The sequence below is a fragment of the Synechococcus sp. A10-1-5-9 genome (genome assembly GCF_047716785.1).
Classification (GTDB): Bacteria; Cyanobacteriota; Cyanobacteriia; order PCC-6307; family Cyanobiaceae; genus Synechococcus_C.
This window is the reverse complement of sequence record NZ_CP180406.1, coordinates 766,295-790,063: the sequence shown is the minus strand read 5'-3', so window position 1 is coordinate 790,063 and position 23,769 is coordinate 766,295. Positions and strand designations below refer to the sequence as shown.

The window sequence follows — 23,769 nt, the reverse complement described above, 5'->3', positions numbered from 1 at the left end:
GGTCGCTCTGACGCAGGTTTAACCAGGAATTTCCGTCCTGACAGTGCTTTAGAACAACCTGCCCTGTTTTGGTGCTGGCTGTCCCGGCGTCATTTCATCAAAAAAGCCCGCTGTGAAGCGGGCTCCCAACATTTCGAGTCCCAGTGGATGGACTCAGTAAGTTTCCACATGCCAACGTTCGGCTTTCTTGAGTTGGGGACGCAGCTCGGACCAGTCCAGCCCCTTCGCCGCCGCCGCCGCGCTCATCGCCTCATCGATGCCCGGTTCCATCCCCCGCAGACCGCACATGTAAACGTGTGTTTTGGGGTTTTCGATCATTGCGAAGATTTCATCGGCGTATTCGAGGACACGATCCTGGATATACATCCGTCCACCTTTGCTGTTCTGCTGTTCGCGGCTGATGGCCTTCGTGTAGCGGAAATTGTCGGGATACTCGCGCTCGTAATGCTCGAAGTCCTCGTCGTAGAGAAGGTTCGGGGTCTTCGGAGCACCCATGAAGAGCCAGGCCTTACCTCGGAAGGTCCAACCGTTCTTTTCCCGTTCTGAAGGCTCGAACATGCGGCGGAGATAGGTACGCATCGGTGCAATGCCAGTACCTGTGGCGAGCATGATCACATTGGCTTCCTCATCATCGGGAAGGAGCATTTCCTTGCCCACTGGACCCGTGATCTTCACTTTGGTTCCAGGTTCGATATCGCAGAGGTAGGTCGAGCAGACCCCCTTGATCTCTTCACCGGCATCGTTCTTGTATTCCAGCTGGCGGACACAGAGGGAAACTGTGTTGTCAGCCAAGTTGTCGCCATGGCGCGTGCTGGCAATGGAATACAGACGCAGCTTGTGGGGTTTTCCCTTGGCATCCTCACCTTCAGGAATGATGCCGATGGACTGACCCTCGACATACGCGAGATGGGGATCTCCACCGCTGAGATCAAAGGTGATGTGCTGCACCCGGCCGATGGCCCCCTCTTTCAGCAGGCTGTAGTTCTCCGTGACGGTGCCAATGAAGGGTGACTTGGGCTTGTAAAGGTTCACAGGCACAGCCTTGTGTGCCGGCTTGCTTGGGGTTTCGGTCACGGTGGAGGTGGCGGAGGCTGTTGAAACAGAAGTGTGAGCAGTGGTCCTGGAGGAGCCAGCTGTCACTGAAAGAATTCTTCCACCACAAGAGTTAATGCGCTGAACGGTGGACTGCAGTCGGTCATAAGACACTTTGAAGGTTTGTTCAGACCGCCGCTGCTTTGAAGCCTGCAGGCCGACAACAACCAACGTGAACACCCGTTCGTTGTAGGTGTTGCTGGCTGCAGAGCTGACGCGCATGAGATCTCGCTTCCCTTGAAGAAGGCGTGATCATAGGCGTGACCTTGAATTTTCATGCGCTTTGTCATGGGTTGGCTCAACGCACTGGTCGGTTGGCTGACTTTCATTAAGATTCTGCTGTTATCTTTCTCAGGTTGACCATCGAAGTCTCCTTGAAGACTCTCCAGCGAGCATCCCGGGGTGTGCACCACCCAATCGAACAGACCATGGAGCGCTTGCCTCAAGGAGTGCGCAGGCTTGCTGTTCAATTGCGGTCATCTCTTTCGGTGGATGAGGTCTGGCCGGTCCTGACCGATTACGAGGGTCTGAGCGATTTCATTCCCAATCTCTCAAGCAGCACCCTGCTTTCGAGGAAGGGCAACTTGGTGACTCTGTCCCAAGTGGGAAGTCAACAGTTTTTAGGACTCAAATTTTCAGCTGAAGTGCAGCTGGAGTTAATTGAACATCGACCGGAAGGTTTGCTTCGGTTTCGAATGCTGAGAGGAGATTTCCGCCGTTTTGAGGGCTGTTGGAGGCTTCAAGCTGTACCAGATGCCACTCTGATTCTGTACGACTTGACAGTTCAAGGATGTATGGGTATGCCGGTGGCTCTGATCGAACAGCGCTTGAAGCAAGACCTGAATGACAACCTTCTAGCTGTTGAAAAAGAAGCTCTACGCCGCAAATAACGAGCGAATACTTCTTTTTTGGTTGATAATTTAGATTCTTATTAATACCCCCAAGGGGATTCGAACCCCTGTCGCCTCCGTGAAAGGGAGGTGTCCTAGGCCTCTAGACGATGGGGGCGAGGCCGTGATTGCGGGTGTGCTCCCGGTCACCAAAAGAAATTACGGGGCCGACAGACCCTCCGTCAAGACAGTTGAATCTTTTTCCTGCCCCTGTCCTTGCCAGACCGGAACGTTGAAGGTGAAGCAAGCTCCCTTGCCTGGTTCGGAGACGACCCAGATCCGGCCGCCATGCACTTCCACAATGCGTCGACAGACCGACAGGCCAACTCCGAACCCAGATGTTCCCCCAGAGGTTTGCGGAAGACGGACCCGATCGAGAAAAATGCGTTGCTGTTCCCCTTCAGGGATTCCTGGACCGCTGTCGCTAACGCTGACCTGGACCCATTGGCTTGTCCGGTGCAACATTGCAACGGAAATTGTTCCGCCGTCCTGGGTGTATTTCAGAGCGTTCTCGAGAAGATTCAGAAGCACCTGGCGCATGCGCCGCTGATCGGCGTAAACCAGAGGTAGGTCGGCTGGAATGTCGGTATGGATGGTGACGTCTCTTCCTAGCCAGAGTTTCTCGAGCTCCAGGATCGCCTCAGCTGCCACGCTGGCTAGATCAAGCCTCTGCGGATTGAACAGAGCTTCCCAACGGGTGCTTCCAACTTCCAAAAGGTCCTTCGACAGCAGGGCAATTTCGTCGAGGCGTCGCTTCAAGACATCCCTGAAGCGATTGAGGTCGATTTGTCCCAGTTGTTGGCTCTGCAAGGCGAGGGTGGCCGCGGTCAGAGGTGTTCGCAGTTCGTGAGCCACCATTCGCAGCAACCGTTCCTGGGACTGCAAACGATCAATCAGTGTTTCGTTCTCCTGACGCAGCACAAGGAGTTGATCTTCCAGCTGGAGCTCCCGCTGCGTCCTGCTGCCATCCAGCTCTGTCGGCTTGAGGCTGAGTCCGAGCCCGCTGACAACTTCGTCCTGCTGCCAGCGGGGCACCCACCCTCTGAGCTGCTGGAAAATGCTTGTACCGGCAAAGACCTGCTTCGGAAGAGGCTGAAGCTTGACGAGCGCTGGTGTTACAACAAGGCGATGAAGTTCCAGCAACTCTGGTTGCTGCATCGGATCAGCGACCTGAAGTGTCACGTCAAAGCCACAATCCTCATGTTCCAAAAACTGGATCAGGGAACGCAGATCACCGCTTGAGAGGTGATGACGGCCTGCAACAAGAAGAAGGCCTAGTTGCTGACGTGGTGTGGGATCCAACCCGACCACCAGGCGATGCTCGCAAAGATGAGCCTCACCTTATGGGTTTTTGCAAAGAGCGGCAGATCCGCTAAGACACATTTGAACAGACTGTTGTCACCCAGGACACAGCATGCCCCTTCTGCCGGTCGAACGTCGCGGCGCGCAGCCGCCAGACGGGGAATCCCCCGCTTCCCCGAGGGTTCCTCTCGATGGCAATTTGCGACGCTGGTTTGCGCGAAATCTGGGTCTCTGGCGTTCTCGCCGTCAGTACGTCTTCAAAAACGAGGAAGTTTTGTTCCTCGACATGATGATTCGAGTGGAAATTTTTGCGGAATCCCGCGTCGGCAAGCCTCGCTATCGCATGAGTTGGTGGCCAGAGCATGACACCGACTTTTTCGACAAAAAACCCCGGTATCAGCAGGAAGGGGTTATGGAGGCCACCTTGCTGGGCCATCAGCTGCAGCGTAGCCGTGCCTATCTTGAGGAGGTGGAATCAAAAACGCGCATCCGTCAGGTTGATGAGCACGAGGTTGTTTTCGAGTCCCATTACCTCGACTGGGATGTGCAGGAATACACTCGCCTGATCGATCAAGACCGTTTTCGTTCAAGAGCGATCTACAGCTGGCAGAAAGGAGATCTGGAAATCGTCGAGCACCACCACGAAACCCGCGTTGAAGATGCTTCCGCACCCATTCCAGGCTGAATCAGGGGACGGTTGCCGTTCATTCCTGTCCGAGTGTTGAGAATGGTTTGAAATGGTGCAACATGATCGCGTTTACTGGTCAGGATTCTTGGCTTCACTCCGTCGATTTCGTCCCGTGATGGCCACACCACTGGCCATTTTGTCTTTTATGTTGGCCGGCCCCGCCGTGATGGCTCAGGGCGCAGCCAAGCCTCAGACCAAGCCAGCGTCAGATGCTGACATCTTTCTTTATCGGGGCATGGGTTCCTCTTATGTCTGTAACGCCAGGACAGCGGGCGTTGAGTTTCCGAAGGCTGTCGGAATTGCTGCAGCGACGTACGTCCAGCTGCTGAACGGTCGCCACGGTGGCCTCGTGGCGTCCACGGGCAACAAGAAGCTCACCAATGAGCAGCTGTTCTCGGGTGCTGAATTTCAGATCATCACTGGAGCACTTCAGTTCTGTCCAGACAAGGTGCCAGCCGATGTGAAAACCAAGGTGGAGGAAGCTCTGAAGAAGCAAAGGGCTGCAGGCCAGTGATCGATTGACTTGGGGGTGAGGCTTTCACCCCCGTCATCTTCGACACTGGGGCGTCAGGATCTGACCAGAGTGAGTTGTTCATGGTCACTACGCCTTCCCCTCAACCCAGCGTCCGTCTAGAGGATTACCGACCGTTTCCTTTCAAGATTCCGAACACCGAGCTGAATGTCGTCATTCAGCAGCACGACGTTCTTGTGACGGCTGATCTTCACCTAGAGCCAGTTCTGCAATCCTCCGAGCCACTGCTTCTTCAGGGTGTTGATCTTGAGCTGATCTCAGTGAGCCTTGATGGCCATGCTCTCCCGGCTGATGCCTACAGCGTGGGCGTCGACACGCTCCGGATTCACGTCACGCCGAATCAGCCCTTCACCGTGACGACGGTGTGCAAGCTCGATCCGGCAGCCAACGGTTCGCTCGAGGGGCTCTACGTCAGTGGTGGCATGCTCACCACCCAATGCGAAGCCGAGGGTTTTCGGCGCATCACCTTCCATCCCGATCGTCCGGATGTGCTCAGTTGCTTCCGAGTTCGCATTGAGGCGGATCGTGAGCATTATCCGGTGCTTCTCTCTAACGGCAACGCCATCGATGCCGGGCCAATTCCCCAGGCACCTGGCCGTCACGCCGTGGTTTGGGAAGACCCATTCCCAAAACCGTCCTATCTCTTTGCGTTGGTTGCCGGTGATCTGAGGGAGATCAGAGATCACTTCACTACTTCATCGGGCCGTCGCGTGACGTTGCGGCTGCATGTGGAGGCGGGAGATGAGCCCTACACCGCCCATGCCATGGAATCCCTGAAACGTTCAATGGCGTGGGATGAACAGGTCTATGGACTTGAGTACGACCTCGATGAGTTCAACACGGTTGCGGTGCGCCACTTCAACATGGGGGCCATGGAGAACAAGAGTCTGAATATCTTCAATTCAAAGCTGGTACTCGCTGACGCAGAAACGGCCACTGATGGTGAACTTGAACGCATCGAGAGCGTTGTCGCCCACGAATATTTCCACAATTGGTCGGGGAATCGAATCACCTGTCGCGACTGGTTTCAACTGTCGCTCAAGGAAGGTCTCACCGTGTTTCGCGACCAGTGCTTCACGGCCGATCTGCATTCCGCAGCGCTCAAGCGGATTGAGGATGCGGCGATGCTGCGCAACACCCAGTTTCGAGAGGATGCCGGGCCCACAGCCCACCCGGTGAAGCCTGATGCCTACCAGGCCATCGATAATTTCTACACGACGACGATCTACGAGAAAGGTGCTGAGCTGATTCGCATGTTGCGAACCCTTCTGGGGAACGAGCGCTTCATGCGGGGGATGCGTCTGTATTTCCAACGTCATGACGGAGAAGCTGCCACAACGGAGGATTTTGTGGAGGCGATTGTTGAGGGCGCGACTGAAGATGGAACACCTCTCAATTTTCAGCCCGAGAAATTCAAACGTTGGTATCTCCAGGCCGGAACTCCCCATGTGTCGGTGGATCGGCGATGGGATGCAACGTCAGGACGTTTGACGCTGACGTTTCGCCAGTCCACGGCGCCTACCCCTGGGCAGCCTGACAAGTTTCCAGTCGTGATCCCAGTTCTCTGGGCAATTCTGAATCCTGATGGTCGTGCTGGCGATGAGCGCTTGCTTGTTCTTGATCAAGATCAGCAGACTGTCGTTCTTGAGGGATTGGCCAGCACGCCCCATCCTCCCGCGCTGTCCCTGTTTCGGCAGTTTTCAGCTCCGGTGACCTGGACGGCTGATCAGGACGACGATGACCTGTTTGCTCTGTTTGCTGGAGACTCCGATGCTTTTGCCCGCTGGGATGCGGGGCAGCAGATCTGGAAGCGTCTCCTCCTGGCCCGGGCATCAGGTGGTGACGATTCACATCTGGAGAGGCGGATGCTGGATGCGCTCAGCCAGCTGCTGTCGCCTTCTGGGGAGAAGGACCCGGCCGTTCTCGCCACACTGCTGGCTTTCCCTGGGCGAGCCGAGCTGGAGGCCCTGCAGAATGAGGCCGATCCACCGGCGCTGTTTCAGGCAGCCTGTGATCTGCGCGCAACGTTGGGTTCACAGCTTGCTGAAGCGCTTCAGCGACGTCTTGCATCCAGTGCAGAGTCCCTCCATGCGGCATGGCCTGCCGGTCAGGGAGATCGGCAGCTCACCGCTTTGATCTGGAGCTGGCTGTCGGCGTCCGGCGAAGAAGGGGTGCGCGATGCTGCGCTGGCGGCTGTGAGTGGTCCATCGATGACCCTCGCCCGTGCAGCCCTGCGAGCCCTTCAGCCGATCGACTGTGCTCAGCGTCTGCAAGCGCTCCAGGTGTTTCATGACCGCTGGCAGGACCGCCCGGTGATCTTCGATACCTGGTTTGCGTTGGAAGCATCCACTCCTCGACCGGATGCACTCGCGCGCGTCGAGGCTCTTCTGCAGCACCCCCGATTTGATCCGATGGCTCCCAACTCCGTGCGGGCCGTGCTGGGTGGGCTTGTTGCTAACCCCAGCGTGTTTCATGCGCTGGATGGCAGCGGCTACCGGTTCATGGCCCACCAGATCATCGCGGTCGACGGCAGGAATCCGATTACAGCCTCAAGGCTGGCCAAGGTCTTCAGTCGTTGGCATACCTACGGACAAGAGCGCAAAGCGGCAGTCCAACACGCCTTGGCTGTGCTGGCGGCAGCTGATCTCTCGACCAATACCCGTGAAGTGGTCACACTGATGCAGGCCTGAGAAGGCCAAAGCCTCGGCGTTCAATCTTGAGCACCGAGGCTTTGAAAGGCATCAAAGCGGAAAGCAGACCCTTCTTTTCCGCTGTATTTTCCCCATAAACCCTCCCAGTAGAAGTAGATCACTCCATAGCCCTGTTCGTTGCTGAGCCGTTTTTTTTCAGCCAGCACAGGGATTGGTGTGGTGCGTTTCCCGAATCCTGCAAGGACTCCGATTTGAACAGGAAGTCCCCACTGACGTGCCTTGCGGAGGGCCGGCTGATTGAGGTCTTTGGCGAAACCTTTCAGCGAGTAAGCGTAATTCTGAACCACAAGATCATCGATCAATTCGCCAACCGCCCAGAGCTCCCAGTCCTGCAGCCAATGGTTGTAAGCAAACCGGAAGGGGCCCGGAGAAAGGCTGATTCTTTGTGGGAGTGATTCGTCATCCAATCGCTGGCGTAGCTCGCGAAGGAGTCCTGTCAGCTGACGCCTTCGCCATGTCATCCAATAGCGATTGGTATGGTCTTTGGGTGGTTGAACGCCGGTGTCTTGTTGGTAGAGCGCTGTTGTGTAGGGGTCATAGCCCAGTTCCACAGGCCAGGCGAAATGATCATCGAGTTGCAGTCCATCCATCTTGCAGCGCTTCATCACTTCCACGACGAGACCGATGAACCGTTCACGCACTCCAGGGTGGGCAGGGTTGAGCCAGACCATCTCTTTCCCGTGCATGGTCATGACGGGGTTGCCGTCCCGCCGTGTCAACACCCACTCGGGATGCTGTTTCACTACGGCTGCATCAGCGGGCTCCATCAGGCCATACTCAAACCAAGGGATCACCTTCATCCCGCGTTTGCGGCCTTCTTTGCTGATGGCGCAGATCGGGTCAAGATTGAGCCCCGCCTTGAGGAGGGGCGGTTCGATGGGCGCGAACTGACTGCGATGAAAGGTGGTTCCTCGGCTCCAGACATTCGGATACAACGCTGTGAACCCTGCCTGCTGCAGTTCGTCCATCGCCTTTAGGAGCGTTGTTTTGTCGTAGTAAAGAGGGCTTGGGCTGTTGGTGAGCCAGACCCCCAGGGTTCGTTTGGGCTGAACAGATGGAAGCCCGGCTTGTGCCACTGATGTGGTCAGGATCATGGCCATTGCTGTCATGCCCACGGCCTTAGCCGTGCAAAAAGCCCGTAATGAGGTCATCACGCCATGACTTCAGCGGAACATCGAGCTGACAGAACTTTCCTCATGAATCCGCCAAATCGCTTCTCCGAGCATGTTGGCGACAGACAGAATCTGGAGTTGAGGGAACATGCGATCGGATGGAATCGGAACGCTGTTGGTCACAACCACCTGCTCAAACAGTCCATCCGTTGAGAGGCGCTCGGACGCGGGAGGAGAGAACACAGCATGGGTCGCGCAAGCGATTACGCGGCTGGCCCCTTGTTGCCGCAGCAATTTGGCTCCGGCGCAGATCGTGCCACCCGTATCGATCATGTCATCAATGAGGATTGCGGTGCGCTGGTGCACATCCCCGATCACCGTGAGACTCTCGGCCATGTTGTGACCCGTGCGTCGTTTGTCGATGATGGCCAGGGGAGCATCATTCATCTGCTTGGCAAAGGCTCTCGCCCGTGCCACTCCACCCACATCTGGTGAGACAACCACCACTTCCCCGAGCTCCTGGGCGGAGAGGTAATCCACTAGCACTGGGGATCCGTAAATGTGATCGCAGGGAATGTCGAAGTAACCCTGAATCTGCGCGGAATGAAGATCCATGGCGAGTACCCTGTCAACCCCTGACTTCACCAGGAGATTGGCTGTGAGCTTGGCCGTGATGGATTCTCGGCCTGCGGTCTTCCGATCCGCCCGTGCGTATCCGTAATAAGGGACCACTGCCGTGATCTGCCTTGCTGAAGCGCGACGGCAGGCATCGACCATGATCAGCAGCTCCATGAGGTGATCATTCACCGGAGCACAGGTGGGCTGGATCAGGAAGACATCGCAGCCTCGGATGGATTCCTGGATCTGCACATAAAGCTCACCATCAGCGAATCGTTTGCAGACCCTCGGACCGTCTGGGACTCCCAAATACGCTGCAATTTCCCGTGCTAAGGCAGGATTTGACGTGCCGCTGAACAGGCGAAGCCGCCTGGTGTCGTGCTGGATCTTCTCTTGTTCGGCGCGGGCTGCAGTCAGGAATCCGGTCACGATGCCCGCGAACGAGAGACTTGGTATCCCGATGGTAGTGGTGCATGGGACATCCAAACCACACTCTTCCACCCATCCACTACTTCTAGGCTGCGGTGATGGCAAACAACCTTCTTGTGGTGATTGGAGCCGGAACGCTGGGTACGGGTGCCATGACAGCCGCCTGTCGAAGCCTGGCGGAGGCGTTTGGGGCCACCTTGATGGAACAGAATTCCGGTGCTGCACCCCATCCTTGTCTGCAAGGAATCACCAGCCGATCCGCTGACGGACCATTGGAGCCCAAGCTCCTACGGGTGAGTGGCGATGTGGCAGTGGATGAGTGCGGGGAAGGCAGCTGGCTTGAGGCCCTCGCCTGCTGGCATGTCCCTGTTTTGATGCTTGTTGAGCCCAGGGACGACGGACGCTTTGCCGGCATCGTTCCAGCATCAGTCGCCCTGGCCCGTTCGCTTCACGTTGAGCTTCTCGGTCTTGTGCAATTGGGCGGAACCTGGAATCGTGCCGCCCGCAGGGCTGATGGCCTTCCCTGGTGCGGATGTCTCCAGGGGGCTGATGATGATCTCTGCGGCTTGATCAGTTGCCTGCGGACGCGTTGGGCTCAGGTGGCCAGAGGGGAAGGGGCTGATCCGGCTTGAGCTCCCGCAGCTGCTGCTGCCCGGCTCGCGGCGCGAGTTCCAACTGGTTGATCACGGGGGGCTCGGAGCTACTGAGGGCCGCTGCGGTGAGACTCAGTATTTCCGCGGAGCTGAGGTTGGTCGAAACCTGCGCTGAAACTTCCCCGATCACGTTAGGGAGAAGCATTAAGGCATTGGGTTGCCGGAGCTGGTCGTGAATGCCGCGCAGCAAACTCTGTTGGCGGAGTCTTCTTTCAGCGTCGCCATTGGGATCAGGGCGATGCCTGGCCAGCTGTTCGGCTTGACGGCCATTGAGCGTCTGGCGGCCTGCCTGCAGATTCACGCTGTAATTCTGTGCTTTGTCTTCGCGGTTGTACGACTGATTGAGGCTCACTTCCACTTCGCCGAGGCCGTCGACGAGGGCTCGGAGGGCTTGGCGGGGCATCACCAGATAGCGATCAAGTTGGCCTGCAGGAAGTCCGATCATTTCGGCGATGACGTCAGCGGTGAGTGCCACTCCGCCAACGCGGTAGGCACTGGCAAGGGACTGCAGCCCTTCCAGGCCGGGCAGTTGGACAGCAAGCTCCGTTGGCACCTGAAGCACTTGCAGCGCTTCTTTCGCTGTGACATGGATCAGCATCAGACTGTCTGCATTGGCCGGGCCTTTGGGTGCTGCACGGTTTGAGGGATCATTGATCTCCTCCGAATCAACGCCAACCAGCAGAACCATGACCGAGCGTTGCGGTAGAGGTGCCAGGCTTGCAGGGTCATCAGGGGTGGGTGGAGCAGCTGCAATCGGATCAGGTTTCGGCCAGATCAGCGCAAGCCCTCCTCCAATGAGTCCTGCTCCGATCACTGCGGCAGCGACCCTCAGCACTGTGCGGCTTGGTTTTGTGCCCAGCCATCGCTTCAGACGTGGTTGCGCTGCGTCTCCTGCCGGTGCCGAACCCTCCATGACGCGCAGTGATTGCTTCAGGCGTCCCAGTCTTGCTCAACTCTCACTGATTAGCGTTGACCTCTCTCCAGGCTCGAGCTGTCTGTGACGTCTTCCCCCGCTTCACCGCTTCCCCACGACCAGGCGCGGCCGATTCCCCGTGATCGGATCCGTCCTGCCAAGGACCTCTGCAGTGATTGCGGCCTCTGTGATTCGCGCTGGATTGCCTATGTCCGCCAGGCCTGTGCCTTCCTGAATCAAGACTTCGATGGGATGGAACGCAAGGCCCATGGCCGTACCCGCAATCTTGATCAAGAGGACGAGCTGTATTTCGGGGTCCAGCAGCGGATGCTCACTGCACGTTTGCAGACACCGATCGATGGAGCCCAGTGGACCGGGATTGTGAGTCGTCTGGGCGTCCGCGCCTTGGAGAGTGGGCTGGTTGATGCCGTGCTCTGCGTTCAGCAGAGCCCTGACGATCGCTTCACGCCGATGCCTGTTCTGGCACGCACTCCGGAGGAGGTTCTTGCGGCAAGGGTCAATAAGCCCACCTTGTCCAACAACCTTTCGGTTCTCGAGCAATTGCCAGGCAGTGGGATCAAACGACTGCTGGCGATTGGTGTGGGCTGCCAGGTTCAGGCGCTGAGAGCCGTGCAGGACACCCTGCCGCTCGACGCGCTCTACGTTTTGGGCCTCCCCTGTGTGGACAATGTCTCTCGCGAGGGGCTTCAGACCTTTCTGGAGAGCGCCAGTGCCTCGCCGGACACGGTGGTGCACTATGAATTCATGCAGGATTTCAGGATCCATTTCAGGCACAGCGATGGTCACGTGGAGACGGTCCCCTTCTTCGGTCTGGACACGCCCGCTCTCAAGGATGTCTTCGCACCAAGCTGTCTGAGTTGCTTCGACTACGTCAACGCCGGTGCTGATCTGGTCGTTGGCTACATGGGTGCTGAATTCGGACGCCAGTGGTTGGTTGTGCGTAATTCACGAGGGGAGGAATTGCTCAAGCTGGTGGAAGCGGAACTCGATCAGGCGCCGGTGTCGAGCCGAGGTGATCGCCGCCAGGCTGTTCAGCAGGGCATCGACGCCTATGACAAAGCCCTGCGACTGCCCATGTGGCTGGCAGAGCTTGTGGGCTGGATCGTGCAGCGGGTCGGGCCGAAAGGACTGGAATACGGCCGCTTCTCCATTGATTCCCACTTCACCAGAAATGCGCTCTGGCTCCGGCGGCATCATCCTGAGATGGTGGAGCGCCATCTGCCCGCCTTTGCGCGACGCATCGTTGAGCGCTATCGCTTGCCCGCCCGCTGATTCATAGCGTCTATGCCCCATCCAAGAGGGACCGCATCGAGTCGCAGGGTTGGTGTGCTCCTGCACCCCACAGCTCTTCCTGGATCACCGGTGTGCGGCAGTTTTGGTGCTGCGGCTCGTGGCTGGCTTCATGCACTCGCTCGCCAGGGAATCAAGGTGTGGCAAGTGCTGCCGCTGGCCCCACCGGACGGCACGGGGTCTCCCTACAGCTCACCATCCAGTTTCGCCATCAATCCCTGGTTGCTCGATGCCCAGGATCTGAGCGACGAGGGGTTCATCGACCCCAATGATGTGATGGCCCTTCCCCAGGGGACTGGGGCGGACGGAGAGGGAGCCGAGACCGTTGATTTCGCCTTGGCCGATCAACGGGTCAATGCGCTGGCCAGATCTCTGCGTCTCCGTTGGTCAGCGCAGTCCGCCGATCGCCACCAGGCCTTTCAGCGGTGGTGTGTTGATCAGGCGCTTTGGCTCCGTGATCACTCTGCCTTCATGGTGCTGCGTCATGAGTCTGCAGGGTTGCCTTGGTGGGCTTGGGCCCATGAGCTGGCAGTGCATCGCGACACGGCACTGGAGCATTGGCGCTGCTCACATCAGGATGAACTTCTTGAGCAGGATCTTCTCCAGTGGCATCTCGATCGTCAGTGGCGTCAGCTCCGCGCCCTTGCGCGCGACCTTGGGGTGGAAATCCTTGGTGATCTTCCCTTCTATGTGGCTCGCGACAGCGCCGATGTATGGAGCAACCGCTCGCTGTTTTCGATTGCCGGTGATGGACGTCTCCATCAGCAGAGTGGTGTTCCGCCGGATTACTTCTCTGCCACCGGCCAGCTTTGGGGGACACCCGTTTACACCTGGGGGCGCCATCGTCAGACAGGTTTTCGCTGGTGGCGTGACCGCTTAAGACGTCAATGGGATCTCGCCGATAGGCTTCGACTCGACCATTTCCGTGCTTTGGCGGCTTACTGGTCTGTTCCCGGTGACGATGACACGGCGATCAACGGACGTTGGCAACGCTCTCCTGGTGGTGAGCTTCTGGCCTGTCTAAGACGTGATGCCGGTGGACGTTTGCCAATCGTGGCCGAGGATCTCGGTGTGATCACCCCTGATGTGGAGCGACTTCGCGATCGTTTTCATCTCCCCGGCATGAAGGTTCTTCAGTTCGCTTTTGATGGCAATCAGGTCAATCCCTACCTTCCAAGCAACATCAAGGGCAGCGGCTGGGTTGTTTACACCGGAACCCATGACAATCCCACAAGCCTGGGTTGGTGGGAGCGTCTGGATCAGTCGTCAAAAGACCAGTTCGCCGCCACGCTTCAGCGAACCGTTGAGGCCCCCGGGTGGCAGCTGCTTGAACTGGGTCTGTCGACGTCCGCTGCGTTGGTGGTGGCTCCTGTTCAGGATCTGCTTCATCTGGATGATTCGGCCCGTTTCAACACACCAGGCACGGTGGGGGGCAATTGGATGTGGAGATTGCCAGCCTTTGATGCAGCTCTCGTAGGTGCTCTTGAAGGCTATGGATTGCGTGCTGAGGTTTGGTCGAGGCGGTAAAGCTCAGGTTTGTCTTTCACAGACTTCAAAGCGGCGCCATCCCAAAGAACTGATCCAGCTTGAGGAGCTGGCTGGATTTTGATCTGCAAAGGAGGAAGGAGCTGGAGAGTGAACGAACCGATCGCTCCCTGCAGTTTGGTCCGATCGCCTCCTTCGCTGCTCAGATCAATGCTGCTTGGCTGATTGAGTTGGATCTCCAGCACTCCAGTGCGTGGCTGTGGTGACGAGAGATCAGGAAGCGCTTCAAGGGGGGTGGAGCTACGAAGTTCCGTGAGCGGGCGAAGTCCCTTGAGCAACGCCTCGGACTCGCTTGGACGATCAAGCGGAATGGGAGCGAGAGTGATCGTGTTGCTGCTCGCCAGTTGCCGCTGCTGGTGGTTCAGTGCAAAGACTGAACCAAGGATCACCAACCCGTACAGCACACTTCCCTGCCAGGTCGTGAAGATATCGATGCTGCCCACTGTGAACCGGGTAAGCCGATTCTTTCGAGGGTCCTGCGATTGAAGGGTCTGCTCCGGCAGGGCTCCCTGGAGGCTACCCGGCTCAAGTTCAAGGCACTCCTCCAAGCGGTACAGCATCGCTGTCAGATAGGCAGCCTCCGGTAGGCGATCCTGCCAGTTCCGCTCCAAAGCCTCCAGTACGGGGGTGGTTATGCGAACTTGTCTGGACAGATCCCTCAAGCTCAGTGCGCGTTGCTCGCGCTGCTGTCGCAGCAGTTGCCCAGCAGCTTCTGCAGGGTCAACAATGCTGTTTGTTTTTGATGTGTCGGGCGAGTGCTTGCCGGATTGGCGTCGGCGCCACTGGAGAAAGCGTTTGATCAACATCATGTCTTGTTGATGAGCGGCCTCCCTCGGTGCTGGATCAAACCTGACCATTCTTGCCTGGAAAGTTCTCTCCAGCAGCCCTCTGCTACAGAGCCAAGCACCAGGTCACCGATAGCGATCCGCTGGAGATCAAGAACGCGATGGCCGAGGGAGAGTGCGATTCTGCGGATCTGGCGGTTGCGGCCTTCACGAAGAACGACTTCCAGCACACTGGACCGGGTTGTCCCCTCGAGAAGCGTCACCTCGGCTGGGCGCGTGACCGTGCCGTCGAGAACCACGCCTCGCCTCCACTGCCTCAGCTGCTTTTCAGGGGGCAAGCCAGCCACCGTGACTCGGTAAGTCTTGCAATGGTTGTAGCGGGGGTGAGTGAGTTGCAACGTGAGTTCCCCTTGGTTGCTGAGCAGCAGGGCTCCTCTGCTCTCTGCATCCAGTCGACCGACGGGGTGCAGACCATCCCTCAGATGCGCTGGCACAAGGTCGAGCACGGTTTTGCGTTGCTGTGGGTCACGGCAGCTGCAGATCACTCCCGGTGGTTTGTTCAGCAGAAGAACGCGTGGTACTAGGGCTCGTTGAAGGGGGCGCCCGTCCACCTCTACATCGTCTTGGTCGAGATCAGCCTGGTCGCCGATGGCTGCTAATTGTCCATTCACTTTCACCCGATGCTGTCGCAACAGATCCTCGGCCCTGCGTCGGGAACAGATTCCTGCAGCAGCAATCAGTTTTTGCAGTCGTTGACGCGTCAACGTTGGGCTCCCCTCATGCCGGTCCCTTCGGGAGCAGAAGTTCCATGGATGTTCCCCCTTCTGGATGATTTCTGGCTTGAACGCGGCCACCGTGATTCACTGCGATCTGTTGGACGATGGCCAAACCGAGTCCACTACCGCTGCGGTTGGATCGGGCCCTGGAGGGATCGCCCCGATAAAAACGCTGAAACATATTGCTGAGATCGGTTTCGCTCAGTCCTGGCCCGTGATCTCGGACACAGAGCAACCACCATCCGCCGCTGGGAAGAATGTCGACTTCGACAAAGCCGTGATCGGGGGAATAACGCAGTGCGTTGTCGAGGAGATTGAGAACAGCGCGATGCAATCGTCGTTGATCTCCAAGGAGTGGTCCTGTTTCATGGGTGTTGATTGACAGGGACACATCCCTTTGATCAGCCAGGGGGCGAATGCTGTTCCATGCCCCTTCGACAAGTTGCTCCAGGTTCAAAGCCGAATAATTACTTTCTTCCCGCGGAAGGATGTTCTCTAGGCGAGAAAGCTCCAGAAGATCCTCAACCATCAACTGCAACCTGCGGAGTTCTTTCTGCAGCCGTTCCACCAGAACGCCATCATCGGCGTTCACGGCTCCCTCGAGCCTGTCGCTCACCAGCATCAAGGCTGTCAGTGGGGTTTTCAGTTCATGGGCAACGTCGCTCACCCATCGCTCCTGCTGCTGCTGCTGCGCTTCCAGGGACTGTCTGTTCTGAAGCAGGACCAACAGCCATTCATCCGATCCTGGAATCACGATCGCCTCCAGCGGAATCCCTTGTTGCTCCCACTCACAGCGCTGAGGGCGCTGTTGATGACGCACGCTGAAGATGGACTCTTCTAGCTGAGGCACCGAGAGAACCTCATCGAGTGGCAGGCCACGGACCAGCAGATTTCTTGAAAATTGGAGCAGGCGTTCAGCCTGGGAATTGATGTATCCGATCGTCAGATCAGGCGTGAGAATTAACCATCCCTGGGTGGCCGCATCAATCCAGGCCAGCAGTTGGGGAGTGGTCAGTGAATGTCCTGCCAGCAGCGGTGACGTCAGGTTTTCTTTGGCACCGCGTGCCGATGAGCGTCGCTTTCGAGTGGCCAAGAGCCAACTACCGGATACACCGATGACGAATCCGAGGACAACTCCAGTTCCTAGGCTCACAATCTTTAGCCGAAGCGGTAGCCGAATCCCCTGACAGTGCGAATGTGTTGAGGAGAGGAAGGTTCTTCCTCAATCTTTTCTCTCAACCAGCGGATGTGCACATCAACGGTTTTGGTGTCTCCGACAAAATCGATTCCCCAGATTCGTTCCAGCAGCTGGTCTCTGCTCCAGACCCTCTTGGGATTTTGGATCAGGAGTTCGAGGATTTTGTATTCCTTTGGCGAAAGCGTGAGGTCTTCGCCGTCGCGGGTGACACGGCACTCGCGTACAAAAAGACAGAGATTGCCACTCTGGATGACTTGTCGATCTTGATTTGAAACGGATTCACTCTGTTGAGAACGCCGCAGCAAAGCTCTGCAACGGGCGACAAGTTCACGTAAGCCGAAGGGCTTGACGAGGTAGTCATCAGCACCAACTTCAAGGCCAAGAACCCGGTCCGTTTCACTATCCCGAGCGCTGATGACCAGCACGGGAGTGTTGTTATTGAGTTTGCGGATCTGCCTGCATAGATCGAGTCCGCCTAGTCCAGGGAGCATCAGGTCGAGCACAAGCAGATCCACTCCCATTGAATCCGTCGCAGTGAGAAGGTTCATGGCTTCTGCGCCGTCACCGCACGCTCTGACCTCGAACCCCTCAGCCCGAAGGGCTTCTTCAACTGTTTCTCTGATCGAATCATCGTCTTCAACAACCAGCAGTTTCGCTGTACACACCGAGCTTGTTGCGGAAGCGACCACGAGGAATCATTCGCTAGTTCCATTCTGCCCATGGTTCAACGCTTTGGGTTGAGTGGGGGCGGCATCAGGATTGATGTAAGATTAAGAAACCTATAGGTTTCGTAACTCATGGCACCCCTGGCCCTGCTTCCCGATGCAGACCTGGTGCGCTCCTACCTGCGTGATATCGGTCGTGTGCCGTTGTTGAGTCATCAGCAGGAGATCACCCTGGGCCGTCAGGTGCAGGAGCTGATGGAGCTGGAGTCCGTGGAAGCCGAGTTGCAGGAGAAACGCGGTGGTGAATCGGTGCTTGCAGCGGAGTTGGCCAAGGCTGCGGGATTGAGTGCTGTGCAACTGAAGCGCAAGTTGCAGGCCGGTCGCCGCGCCAAAGAGCGGATGGTGGCGGCCAACTTGAGGCTTGTGGTGAGCGTCGCGAAGAAATACACGAAGCGGAATATGGAGCTGCTGGATCTGATCCAGGAAGGGACGATCGGCCTGGTGCGTGGTGTGGAGAAGTTCGACCCAACGCGGGGCTACAAGTTCAGTACCTATGCGTACTGGTGGATCCGTCAGGGAATCACCCGGGCAATTGCGGAGAAGAGCCGGACGATCCGGCTGCCGATCCACATCACCGAGATGCTGAACAAACTGAAGAAAGGTCAGCGTGAGTTGAGCCAGGAACTGGGGCGAACGCCATCAGTGACGGAGTTGGCGTCATTTGTGGAGCTGCCGGAGGATGAGGTGAAAGAGCTGATGTGCCGTGCCCGTCAGCCAGTGAGCCTGGAGATGAAGGTTGGGGATGGAGATGATACGGAGCTGCTGGATCTGTTGGCTGGCGATGGAGAACTGCCGAGTGAGCAGGTGGAGGGCGAGTGCCTGAAGGGAGATCTGAGGGATCTGCTGGGCCAACTGCCTGAATTGCAGGAGCGTGTGCTGCGGATGCGGTATGGGATGGATGGTGAGGAGCCAATGAGTCTCACCGGCATCGCTAAAACACTCAAGATGAGTCGGGACCGCACACGTCGTCTAGAGCGTGAGGGTCTGCAATCGCTGCGTCAGGCACCTCTTGAACTTAGGGATTACACCGTGGCAGCCTGAGACAAATCAATCAAAAGAATTCGTCGAAGTTATCGAAATCAACAGCTTTGAAGTTTCCAGATTCCACCTGGGTCATCAGACCCTCCAGCTGGACCCACAAGGCTCCGCCGGTGAGAATTGAGAGCAAGAAGGCAATCAGATAAGCCGCTCCGGATGCAAAACCAAAAACCTGGAGGGACCCTCCGATAAAAAGGCTGATTCCGATCAGTGTTCCGGCAAAACTGATGCTGGTTTCCGCTGTCCCTAGGGGGAGCATTGCCAATCTGTCATTTTTCCAGCCATCCAGCCGGTTCTGGACAAGACGGGCGAAGGTGAGACCGCAGAGCACACCAATGGCCAATCCAAGGCCGGCTACGAGATAAGGAGGCTGCTGGAGCGGGGCGAACTCCAGAAGAATGTCATCAGCGCTGAGATCACCGAACGCTCCGGAAAGGACATCCAGGTCGGCTTGATCAAGATCGATCGGTGAGAAGTCTGGTGCGATCGACATGGGGGCCGTACGACTGAATCAAGTGGGCATTATCACCGCCGGAACCTTGTAGCGGAGGGTCCGATGCAAGATCAGGCTGCAAGAGGGTTGAGTCCTTGGAGCATCCCCTGCGCGAGGCGAGCCGGACCAAAGGTTCGGCGCATCAGATCGGTGAGATTTTTCAAATCCGTTGTGTCCAGTCGATCGTCCTTGATCAGGGTGAGCAGAAGCCTTCGGCGCAGGTCGCCTCCATCGCGCCCCAGCAGCAACTTCAAGCCTGCCCCTGCCACTGGAATCAACTCTGTTCCGACTTGCGTCTGCTCTTTCCCCACAACATCAAGAAGGCTTTCAAGTCGTTCAAGCCTCAAGCTGCCATCACCGTCGAAAATCACCTCCATCAATTTTTCCCTCATTTCGTGGGTGTCCCCAGCAAGCAAACGCTTGGCGACGTAGGGATAGGCCACGGCAATGATCTTGAACTGTGGATCGAGGCGAAGGGCCAAGCCCTCTTGGCTCACCACAGCTCGGATGATCAGGGCGAAACGGGCCGGCACTCTGAATGGATAGTCGTACATCAATTCTGAAAAGCGATCAGTGATCGCTTTGAAATTGAATGACCCCACAGAATCACCGAGACTTCCTCCTAATACATCCTCAAGCGCCGGAATGATCGGAGCAAGATCTGCGTTACTCGAGAGAAAACCAAGTTGCTGAAAATCGCGTGCGACAGCCTCGAAGTCACGATTGATGAGGTGCACAACGGCGCCTGTCAAGGTGAGGCGGTCGCTGTCGCTGATGGAATCCATCATGCCGAAATCGACGTAGGCCACATGCCCGAGGTCACCGCTTCGGCCGCTGAGTGCGAACAGGTTGCCTGGGTGGGGGTCGGCGTGGAAATACCCGAATTCGAGAAGTTGTTGCAAGCCACTGATGACGCCGGTTCGGATCAGAGCGGCCGGATCAAGTCGTTGGGCTTTGAGTTCCTGGCGATCGCGCAGTTTGGTTCCATGAATCCAGCTGGTTGTCAGGACTCGCCTGCTCGATAACGAACGCTCCACTGTGGGGATCGTGACAGCAGGATTGTTGGCAAACAGGGCTGCGAAACGCTCGGCATTGTCGGCTTCGCAGAAGTAATCAATTTCTTCAAACAGGCTGCGGCCGAATTCATCGATGATCTCACCCAGGCCGAAGCCAAGGTTGAGCGGCAAGAACGGAGCTGTTAGTACGCCCAGACTCCGGATCAGCACCATGTCGCGCCGGAGGATGAACATCAAATTGGGGCGCTGCACCTTGACGGCTACCCAGTGCTCACCATGAACCCTGGCTTTGTACACCTGGCCCAGGCTTGCTGCAGCAACAGGACAATCGGGAAACTCTTCAAACAGTTGATCGGCCGGTGACCCCAGCTCGGTTTCAATGGTTTTCAGAGCAGTGGCATGGCTGAACGCAGGCAGGTCGTCCTGAAGTTTCGTCAGTTCATCGAGCCAGTCCCGTCGAATCAGGTCGGGGCGGGTGGACAGGGCCTGTCCCACCTTGATGAAGCAAGGGCCAAGATTCGTGAGTGTGCGCAGGAGCATGCGCGCCAGATTTCTCTGAACCTTGGGATCACTGCTGTTGCCTCGGATCAGCAAGCTCAGCACCAGCCCGGACAATGCCCAGACAATCTGGAGAACACGGGGTATGGAAATCCACGGACGCAGCAGCAGCCAACGGGCATCTCGGCCAGGGTTGTACCGCACAGACTCCACGCTCAGATCTCAACTCCCGCGGCAGATCCTAGAGAGTTCTTTTCATCAGGGTGCCGATGCCGCCGGTCGCCGAACCAGTGGATCAATTCAGCCAGCACCAACGACGGCCAGTGATGAGCTGCTCCTGATTGGTGACTCTCTCAGGCGTTCACACACAAGCAAGGGGTTCATGTGTGTGTGTAAGTACTGCTCCATGGGGTGGGCACGGTTGATGCCACGATTCAGCCTCTAGCCGCAGTTCGAGCGGGTGGCTGCGGTGTTTTGTTGTTGTATTCATGTCCCTGCTGCGGATCCTGCTCGATTCAAACCCGCGATTCGCTCTGCATCTTCCCGTGCATGGCCGGGGTGAAGCCTTGCCACCGCGGCTTAGATGCCTGTTGCGTCGGCAGCCGGGACGCTGGGATCTTCCTGAATTACCAGAGATCGGCGGGCCTCTGGAACTGGATGGGGCTGTCGTAGAGAGCCAGGCTCTCTGTGCTGCCCGCATGGGTGTGGATTGCTGTTGGTTTGGTGTGAACGGAGCCACCGGTCTTCTGCAGGCAGCACTGTTGGCGATGGCCGCCCCTGGTGAGGCTGTTCTGATGCCTCGCAATGTTCACCGCAGCCTGATCGCCGCGTGCGAACTGGGGGGATTGCTGCCGGTGTTCCTGCCGGTTCCATTCGATGGGGAACGGGGCCACCCCAGGGCCATGACGGCCGATGGTTTGATCCGCTCTCTTGATGGCCTGCCAGACCTTGGCTGTCGGGTCGCCGCCGCAGTGCTTGTTCACCCCACTTATCACGGGTACGCCGCAGAGATCGCTCCTCTGGTGGACCGTCTTCAGGCGCGTGGTTTGCCGGTGTTGGTGGATGAAGCCCACGGCACCCATCTCGCGTTTGCTCCTGGGATGGGATTGCCGTCGTCGTCCCTGACCACCGGGGCTGATTTCGTTGTGCATTCACTGCACAAATCAGCGCCTGGGCTGGCTCAGACCGCGGTGCTCTGGCAGCGGACGACGCGCATCTCCTCAACAAGGTTGCGTCGCTCCCTCCAGCGTTTGCAGAGCAGCAGTCCCAGTGCGCTGCTGCTGGCCTCCTGTGAAGCAACCCTTGATTGGATGCTGTCAACCCGATGGAGAAGCCTTCTGCATCAAAGGCTGGTGAAAGCCCGCAAGCTTACTGATGATTTGCGTCGCCATGGCGTGGCGCTGCACGAGAGCGACGACCCCCTACGGCTCATCCTGAACACAGCCTCTGTTGGGGTGAGTGGCTTGGAGGCAGACACCTGGTTCATAAATCATGGGGTGATTGCCGAGCTCCCGGAGCCTCTTTGCCTGACCCTGTGCCTGGGATTTGCCAGGCATCGTGGGCTGACAGCGCGTCTTCGGCATCTCTGGCAGTTGTTGATCAAGGAGCAGGGCGGGCCATCCCTCGCCGCCGTTGCAGCGCCTCCCCTTGATTCGGTAAGGGGCGCAGAGTTGTCTCCCTCTGCTGTCCTCCATCGCCCCAGTCTTGAGCTTCCTCTTGATCGATGTGCTGATCGGATCGCAGCGGAGATGATCTGTCCCTACCCGCCAGGGATTCCCTTGTTGGTGCCTGGAGAGCGCATTGATCACGCTCGGGTGCAATGGTTGCAACTGCAGCACCGGCGCTGGCCCGAGCAGGTGCCGGGTATGGTGAAGGTTCTGGCCTGACAGGCCGCGGGATCCAACGGGTGGTTGCTGACGGCACAATCAGAGAGGCGACTCTCAGGCGCAGCGGCGTCGATCGCAAGCGTCTCAGTAGTGGTCTTCTGGCCGGCGTGTTCGGGGTTGTTGTCGTTGGTTTGGGCGGTTGGTGGTTCACCATTGCCCTTGGCGTGATTGTTCATCTCGCCCTGTTGGAATTCTTTCGGATGGCCCAGTTCAAGGGCATGCGTCCAGCCACGAAAACGACCCTTGTGGCCTGCCAGCTCCTGCTCGTCAGCACCCAGTGGTCTGTGAACGGGGGACTGGCCTCACACCTTGCTGATGCCGTTTTGCCCCTGTCAGGTGCTGCGATCTGCGGTTGGCTCATTCTCCAGCCCCTTACAGGATCAATCGCAGACATCGCGGCATCGATTTTCGGATTGTTCTATCTGGGGTTTCTGCCCAGCCACTGGTTGCGTCTTCGCAACCTCGTGACTCCAGATGCTGCGCCGATCCTCCAGTCAGTCAATGGATCCTGGATTAGCTCAGGTCTGCTCATCACCTTTGCCGCCTGTCTGATGGTCGTGGCCAGCGACATCGGTTCTTATGCCATCGGCCGTCGCTTTGGATCCCGTCCTCTCTCGCCGATTTCACCTGCCAAGACCATTGAGGGTGCCTATGGAGGTCTTGCCTCCGCCATCGTGATTGGTGCCTGTACCGGTGCGCTGTTGATGTGGCCCCTTGGATGGTTCACGGGGGGATGTCTTGGTGCTCTTGTCGCTCTCTTCGCGCTCGTCGGCGATCTCACCGAATCGATGATGAAACGGGATGCAGGGTTGAAGGATTCCGGCGATGCCTTGCCTGGTCATGGGGGAATCCTGGATCGCATCGACAGTTATCTCTTCACTCCTGCCGTTGTTTTTTATGCCGTCACCCTTGCGTTGCCGGTGCTTTCCTAAGGCTGAATCTTGGCCGTTCCCTTCAACACGAGCTGGCCGGCCTTGAGACGGACTTCCTCAATCTGGATCGCAGGATCCATCGGAATCAGCATGCTTCCTTCAGCGTCACAGTGATCAACCCGGATCGTTCCCTGTTCGGCGTACATGCGGAAGCTGCGGCGTACGGGGTCTTTCCCTGTGATCACATCAGCCGTCAGCTTGAGGATGTCGTTGTCAATGGTGAGGGATCTCAGGGGAGTCAGTCCCATCAGTTGTTCCGAAAGCAGGTCGCCCAACCAGCGCCAGCGATCACTGGCGAGGGCTTGGTTGAGTTCGACACCCGAGAGCACCACTTCACCCGATACCAAGAAAGGTTCTTCGAATTGCACCGGTTGAGTGGGCTGACCCGGCCGTAGCGAAGCCTTCAGTTCTCCTGATTGAAGCTCAGCCCTGACAAGAGGCAGTTGCTGGAACTGAACATGTTTGGCCTGCAACGTCACACCCTTGAGGCGGCCTTTCAACAACGCGAAGGCGGATCCCTGCAGCGAGAGAGTCAAGTCTTCAACAGAGTCGCATTGGGAGCGGATCCATCGCTGCAGACCGCTGGCCAGCAGCTGTAAGACCGGGCCTGAACTGGGGCTGGACAT

At 57.6% G+C, this 23,769-nt stretch carries 22 protein-coding genes and 1 tRNA gene; 10 read left to right on the top strand and 13 right to left on the bottom strand.

Annotated features, from left to right (window positions below):
• Positions 1–153: 153 nt before the first annotated feature.
• Entirely contained in the window at positions 154–1,314 is a 1,161-nt protein-coding gene (locus ACLM45_RS04545) for a phycobilisome linker polypeptide (RefSeq protein WP_415410827.1), read from the bottom strand.
• A gap of 134 nt (positions 1,315–1,448) precedes the next feature.
• Here ACLM45_RS04545 and ACLM45_RS04540 point away from each other — a divergent pair, with 134 nt between their 5' ends.
• Entirely contained in the window at positions 1,449–1,982 is a 534-nt protein-coding gene (locus ACLM45_RS04540; RefSeq protein WP_415410826.1) for an SRPBCC family protein, read from the top strand.
• A gap of 45 nt (positions 1,983–2,027) precedes the next feature.
• On the opposite strand, the gene ACLM45_RS04535 is transcribed toward ACLM45_RS04540, so the two are convergent.
• Together ACLM45_RS04535 and ACLM45_RS04530 are read right to left on the bottom strand one after the other, a co-directional pair.
• Positions 2,028–2,100, bottom strand: a tRNA-Glu gene (locus ACLM45_RS04535).
• A 41-nt stretch (positions 2,101–2,141) separates the two neighbouring features.
• Positions 2,142–3,293 (bottom strand): histidine kinase, encoded by a 1,152-nt coding sequence (locus ACLM45_RS04530; protein ID WP_415410825.1) that lies wholly within the window; start codon positions 3,291–3,293, stop codon positions 2,142–2,144.
• A gap of 103 nt (positions 3,294–3,396) precedes the next feature.
• Between ACLM45_RS04530 and ACLM45_RS04525 the strand changes: the two genes are divergently transcribed.
• The 3 genes from ACLM45_RS04525 to pepN all read left to right on the top strand — a co-directional run bounded on the left by ACLM45_RS04525 (position 3,397) and on the right by pepN (position 7,194).
• Positions 3,397–3,969 (top strand): hypothetical protein, encoded by a 573-nt coding sequence (locus tag ACLM45_RS04525; protein WP_006041726.1) that lies wholly within the window; start codon positions 3,397–3,399, stop codon positions 3,967–3,969.
• A gap of 118 nt (positions 3,970–4,087) precedes the next feature.
• Positions 4,088–4,486, top strand: coding sequence for a cAMP phosphodiesterase (locus tag ACLM45_RS04520; protein ID WP_415410823.1), 399 nt, complete (start codon positions 4,088–4,090; stop codon positions 4,484–4,486).
• Between the two features lie 80 nt (positions 4,487–4,566).
• Positions 4,567–7,194, top strand: a complete 2,628-nt coding sequence (gene pepN / locus ACLM45_RS04515; RefSeq protein WP_415410822.1) for an aminopeptidase N — start codon at positions 4,567–4,569, stop codon at positions 7,192–7,194.
• 20 nt (positions 7,195–7,214) lie between these two features.
• Here the strand turns inward: pepN and ACLM45_RS04510 are convergent, their stop codons facing one another.
• On the bottom strand, positions 7,215–8,315 hold the full coding sequence (locus tag ACLM45_RS04510) for a glycoside hydrolase family 10 protein (RefSeq protein ID WP_415411347.1): 1,101 nt from the start codon (positions 8,313–8,315) through the stop codon (positions 7,215–7,217).
• Between the two features lie 63 nt (positions 8,316–8,378).
• Positions 8,379–9,374, bottom strand: coding sequence for a ribose-phosphate pyrophosphokinase (locus tag ACLM45_RS04505; protein WP_006041722.1), 996 nt, complete (start codon positions 9,372–9,374; stop codon positions 8,379–8,381).
• Between the two features lie 98 nt (positions 9,375–9,472).
• On the opposite strand from ACLM45_RS04505, the gene ACLM45_RS04500 reads away from it, so the two are divergent.
• Positions 9,473–10,006, top strand: coding sequence for a hypothetical protein (locus ACLM45_RS04500; protein WP_415410821.1), 534 nt, complete (start codon positions 9,473–9,475; stop codon positions 10,004–10,006).
• Here ACLM45_RS04500 and ACLM45_RS04495 read toward each other — a convergent pair.
• Positions 9,945–10,940 (bottom strand): LCP family protein, encoded by a 996-nt coding sequence (locus ACLM45_RS04495; protein ID WP_415410819.1) that lies wholly within the window; start codon positions 10,938–10,940, stop codon positions 9,945–9,947. The genes ACLM45_RS04500 and ACLM45_RS04495 overlap by 62 nt on opposite strands.
• Before the next feature lie 84 nt (positions 10,941–11,024).
• Here ACLM45_RS04495 and ACLM45_RS04490 point away from each other — a divergent pair, with 84 nt between their 5' ends.
• The gene (locus ACLM45_RS04490) at positions 11,025–12,233 is read left to right on the top strand and encodes a Coenzyme F420 hydrogenase/dehydrogenase, beta subunit C-terminal domain (protein ID WP_415410818.1); all 1,209 of its coding nucleotides are present in this window, start codon (positions 11,025–11,027) and stop codon (positions 12,231–12,233) included.
• A 12-nt stretch (positions 12,234–12,245) separates the two neighbouring features.
• Positions 12,246–13,778, top strand: a complete 1,533-nt coding sequence (gene malQ, locus ACLM45_RS04485) for a 4-alpha-glucanotransferase (protein ID WP_415410817.1) — start codon at positions 12,246–12,248, stop codon at positions 13,776–13,778.
• On the opposite strand, the gene ACLM45_RS04480 is transcribed toward malQ, so the two are convergent.
• The 4 genes from ACLM45_RS04480 to ACLM45_RS04465 all read right to left on the bottom strand — a co-directional run bounded on the left by ACLM45_RS04480 (position 13,742) and on the right by ACLM45_RS04465 (position 17,244).
• Entirely contained in the window at positions 13,742–14,605 is an 864-nt protein-coding gene (locus tag ACLM45_RS04480; RefSeq protein ID WP_415410815.1) for a helix-turn-helix domain-containing protein, read from the bottom strand. The two genes, malQ and ACLM45_RS04480, sit on opposite strands and share 37 nt — an antisense overlap.
• The gene (locus tag ACLM45_RS04475) at positions 14,602–15,345 is read right to left on the bottom strand and encodes a pseudouridine synthase (protein ID WP_415410813.1); all 744 of its coding nucleotides are present in this window, start codon (positions 15,343–15,345) and stop codon (positions 14,602–14,604) included. The genes ACLM45_RS04480 and ACLM45_RS04475 overlap by 4 nt, the downstream gene beginning before the upstream one ends.
• A 13-nt stretch (positions 15,346–15,358) precedes the next feature.
• A complete protein-coding gene (locus ACLM45_RS04470) occupies positions 15,359–16,450 on the bottom strand; it encodes a sensor histidine kinase (protein ID WP_415410812.1) in 1,092 nt (363 codons plus the stop codon).
• A 65-nt stretch (positions 16,451–16,515) separates the two neighbouring features.
• Positions 16,516–17,244: a response regulator transcription factor gene (locus tag ACLM45_RS04465; protein WP_415410810.1), complete on the bottom strand. Its 729-nt coding sequence runs from the start codon at positions 17,242–17,244 to the stop codon at positions 16,516–16,518.
• 108 nt (positions 17,245–17,352) lie between these two features.
• Between ACLM45_RS04465 and ACLM45_RS04460 the strand changes: the two genes are divergently transcribed.
• On the top strand, positions 17,353–18,321 hold the full coding sequence (locus ACLM45_RS04460; protein ID WP_415410809.1) for an RpoD/SigA family RNA polymerase sigma factor: 969 nt from the start codon (positions 17,353–17,355) through the stop codon (positions 18,319–18,321).
• Between the two features lie 10 nt (positions 18,322–18,331).
• Here the strand turns inward: ACLM45_RS04460 and ACLM45_RS04455 are convergent, their stop codons facing one another.
• Positions 18,332–18,811, bottom strand: a complete 480-nt coding sequence (locus ACLM45_RS04455; protein ID WP_415410808.1) for a hypothetical protein — start codon at positions 18,809–18,811, stop codon at positions 18,332–18,334.
• Between the two features lie 71 nt (positions 18,812–18,882).
• Positions 18,883–20,529, bottom strand: a complete 1,647-nt coding sequence (locus tag ACLM45_RS04450; protein ID WP_415411346.1) for an ABC1 kinase family protein — start codon at positions 20,527–20,529, stop codon at positions 18,883–18,885.
• A gap of 284 nt (positions 20,530–20,813) precedes the next feature.
• Here ACLM45_RS04450 and ACLM45_RS04445 point away from each other — a divergent pair, with 284 nt between their 5' ends.
• Positions 20,814–22,211: an aminotransferase class I/II-fold pyridoxal phosphate-dependent enzyme gene (locus ACLM45_RS04445; RefSeq protein ID WP_415410806.1), complete on the top strand. Its 1,398-nt coding sequence runs from the start codon at positions 20,814–20,816 to the stop codon at positions 22,209–22,211.
• A complete protein-coding gene (locus tag ACLM45_RS04440) occupies positions 22,145–23,143 on the top strand; it encodes a phosphatidate cytidylyltransferase (protein ID WP_415410805.1) in 999 nt (332 codons plus the stop codon). Before ACLM45_RS04445 ends, ACLM45_RS04440 begins: the two co-directional genes overlap by 67 nt.
• On the opposite strand, the gene ACLM45_RS04435 is transcribed toward ACLM45_RS04440, so the two are convergent.
• Positions 23,140–23,769 (bottom strand): DUF2993 domain-containing protein, encoded by a 630-nt coding sequence (locus tag ACLM45_RS04435; RefSeq protein WP_415410804.1) that lies wholly within the window; start codon positions 23,767–23,769, stop codon positions 23,140–23,142. The two genes, ACLM45_RS04440 and ACLM45_RS04435, sit on opposite strands and share 4 nt — an antisense overlap.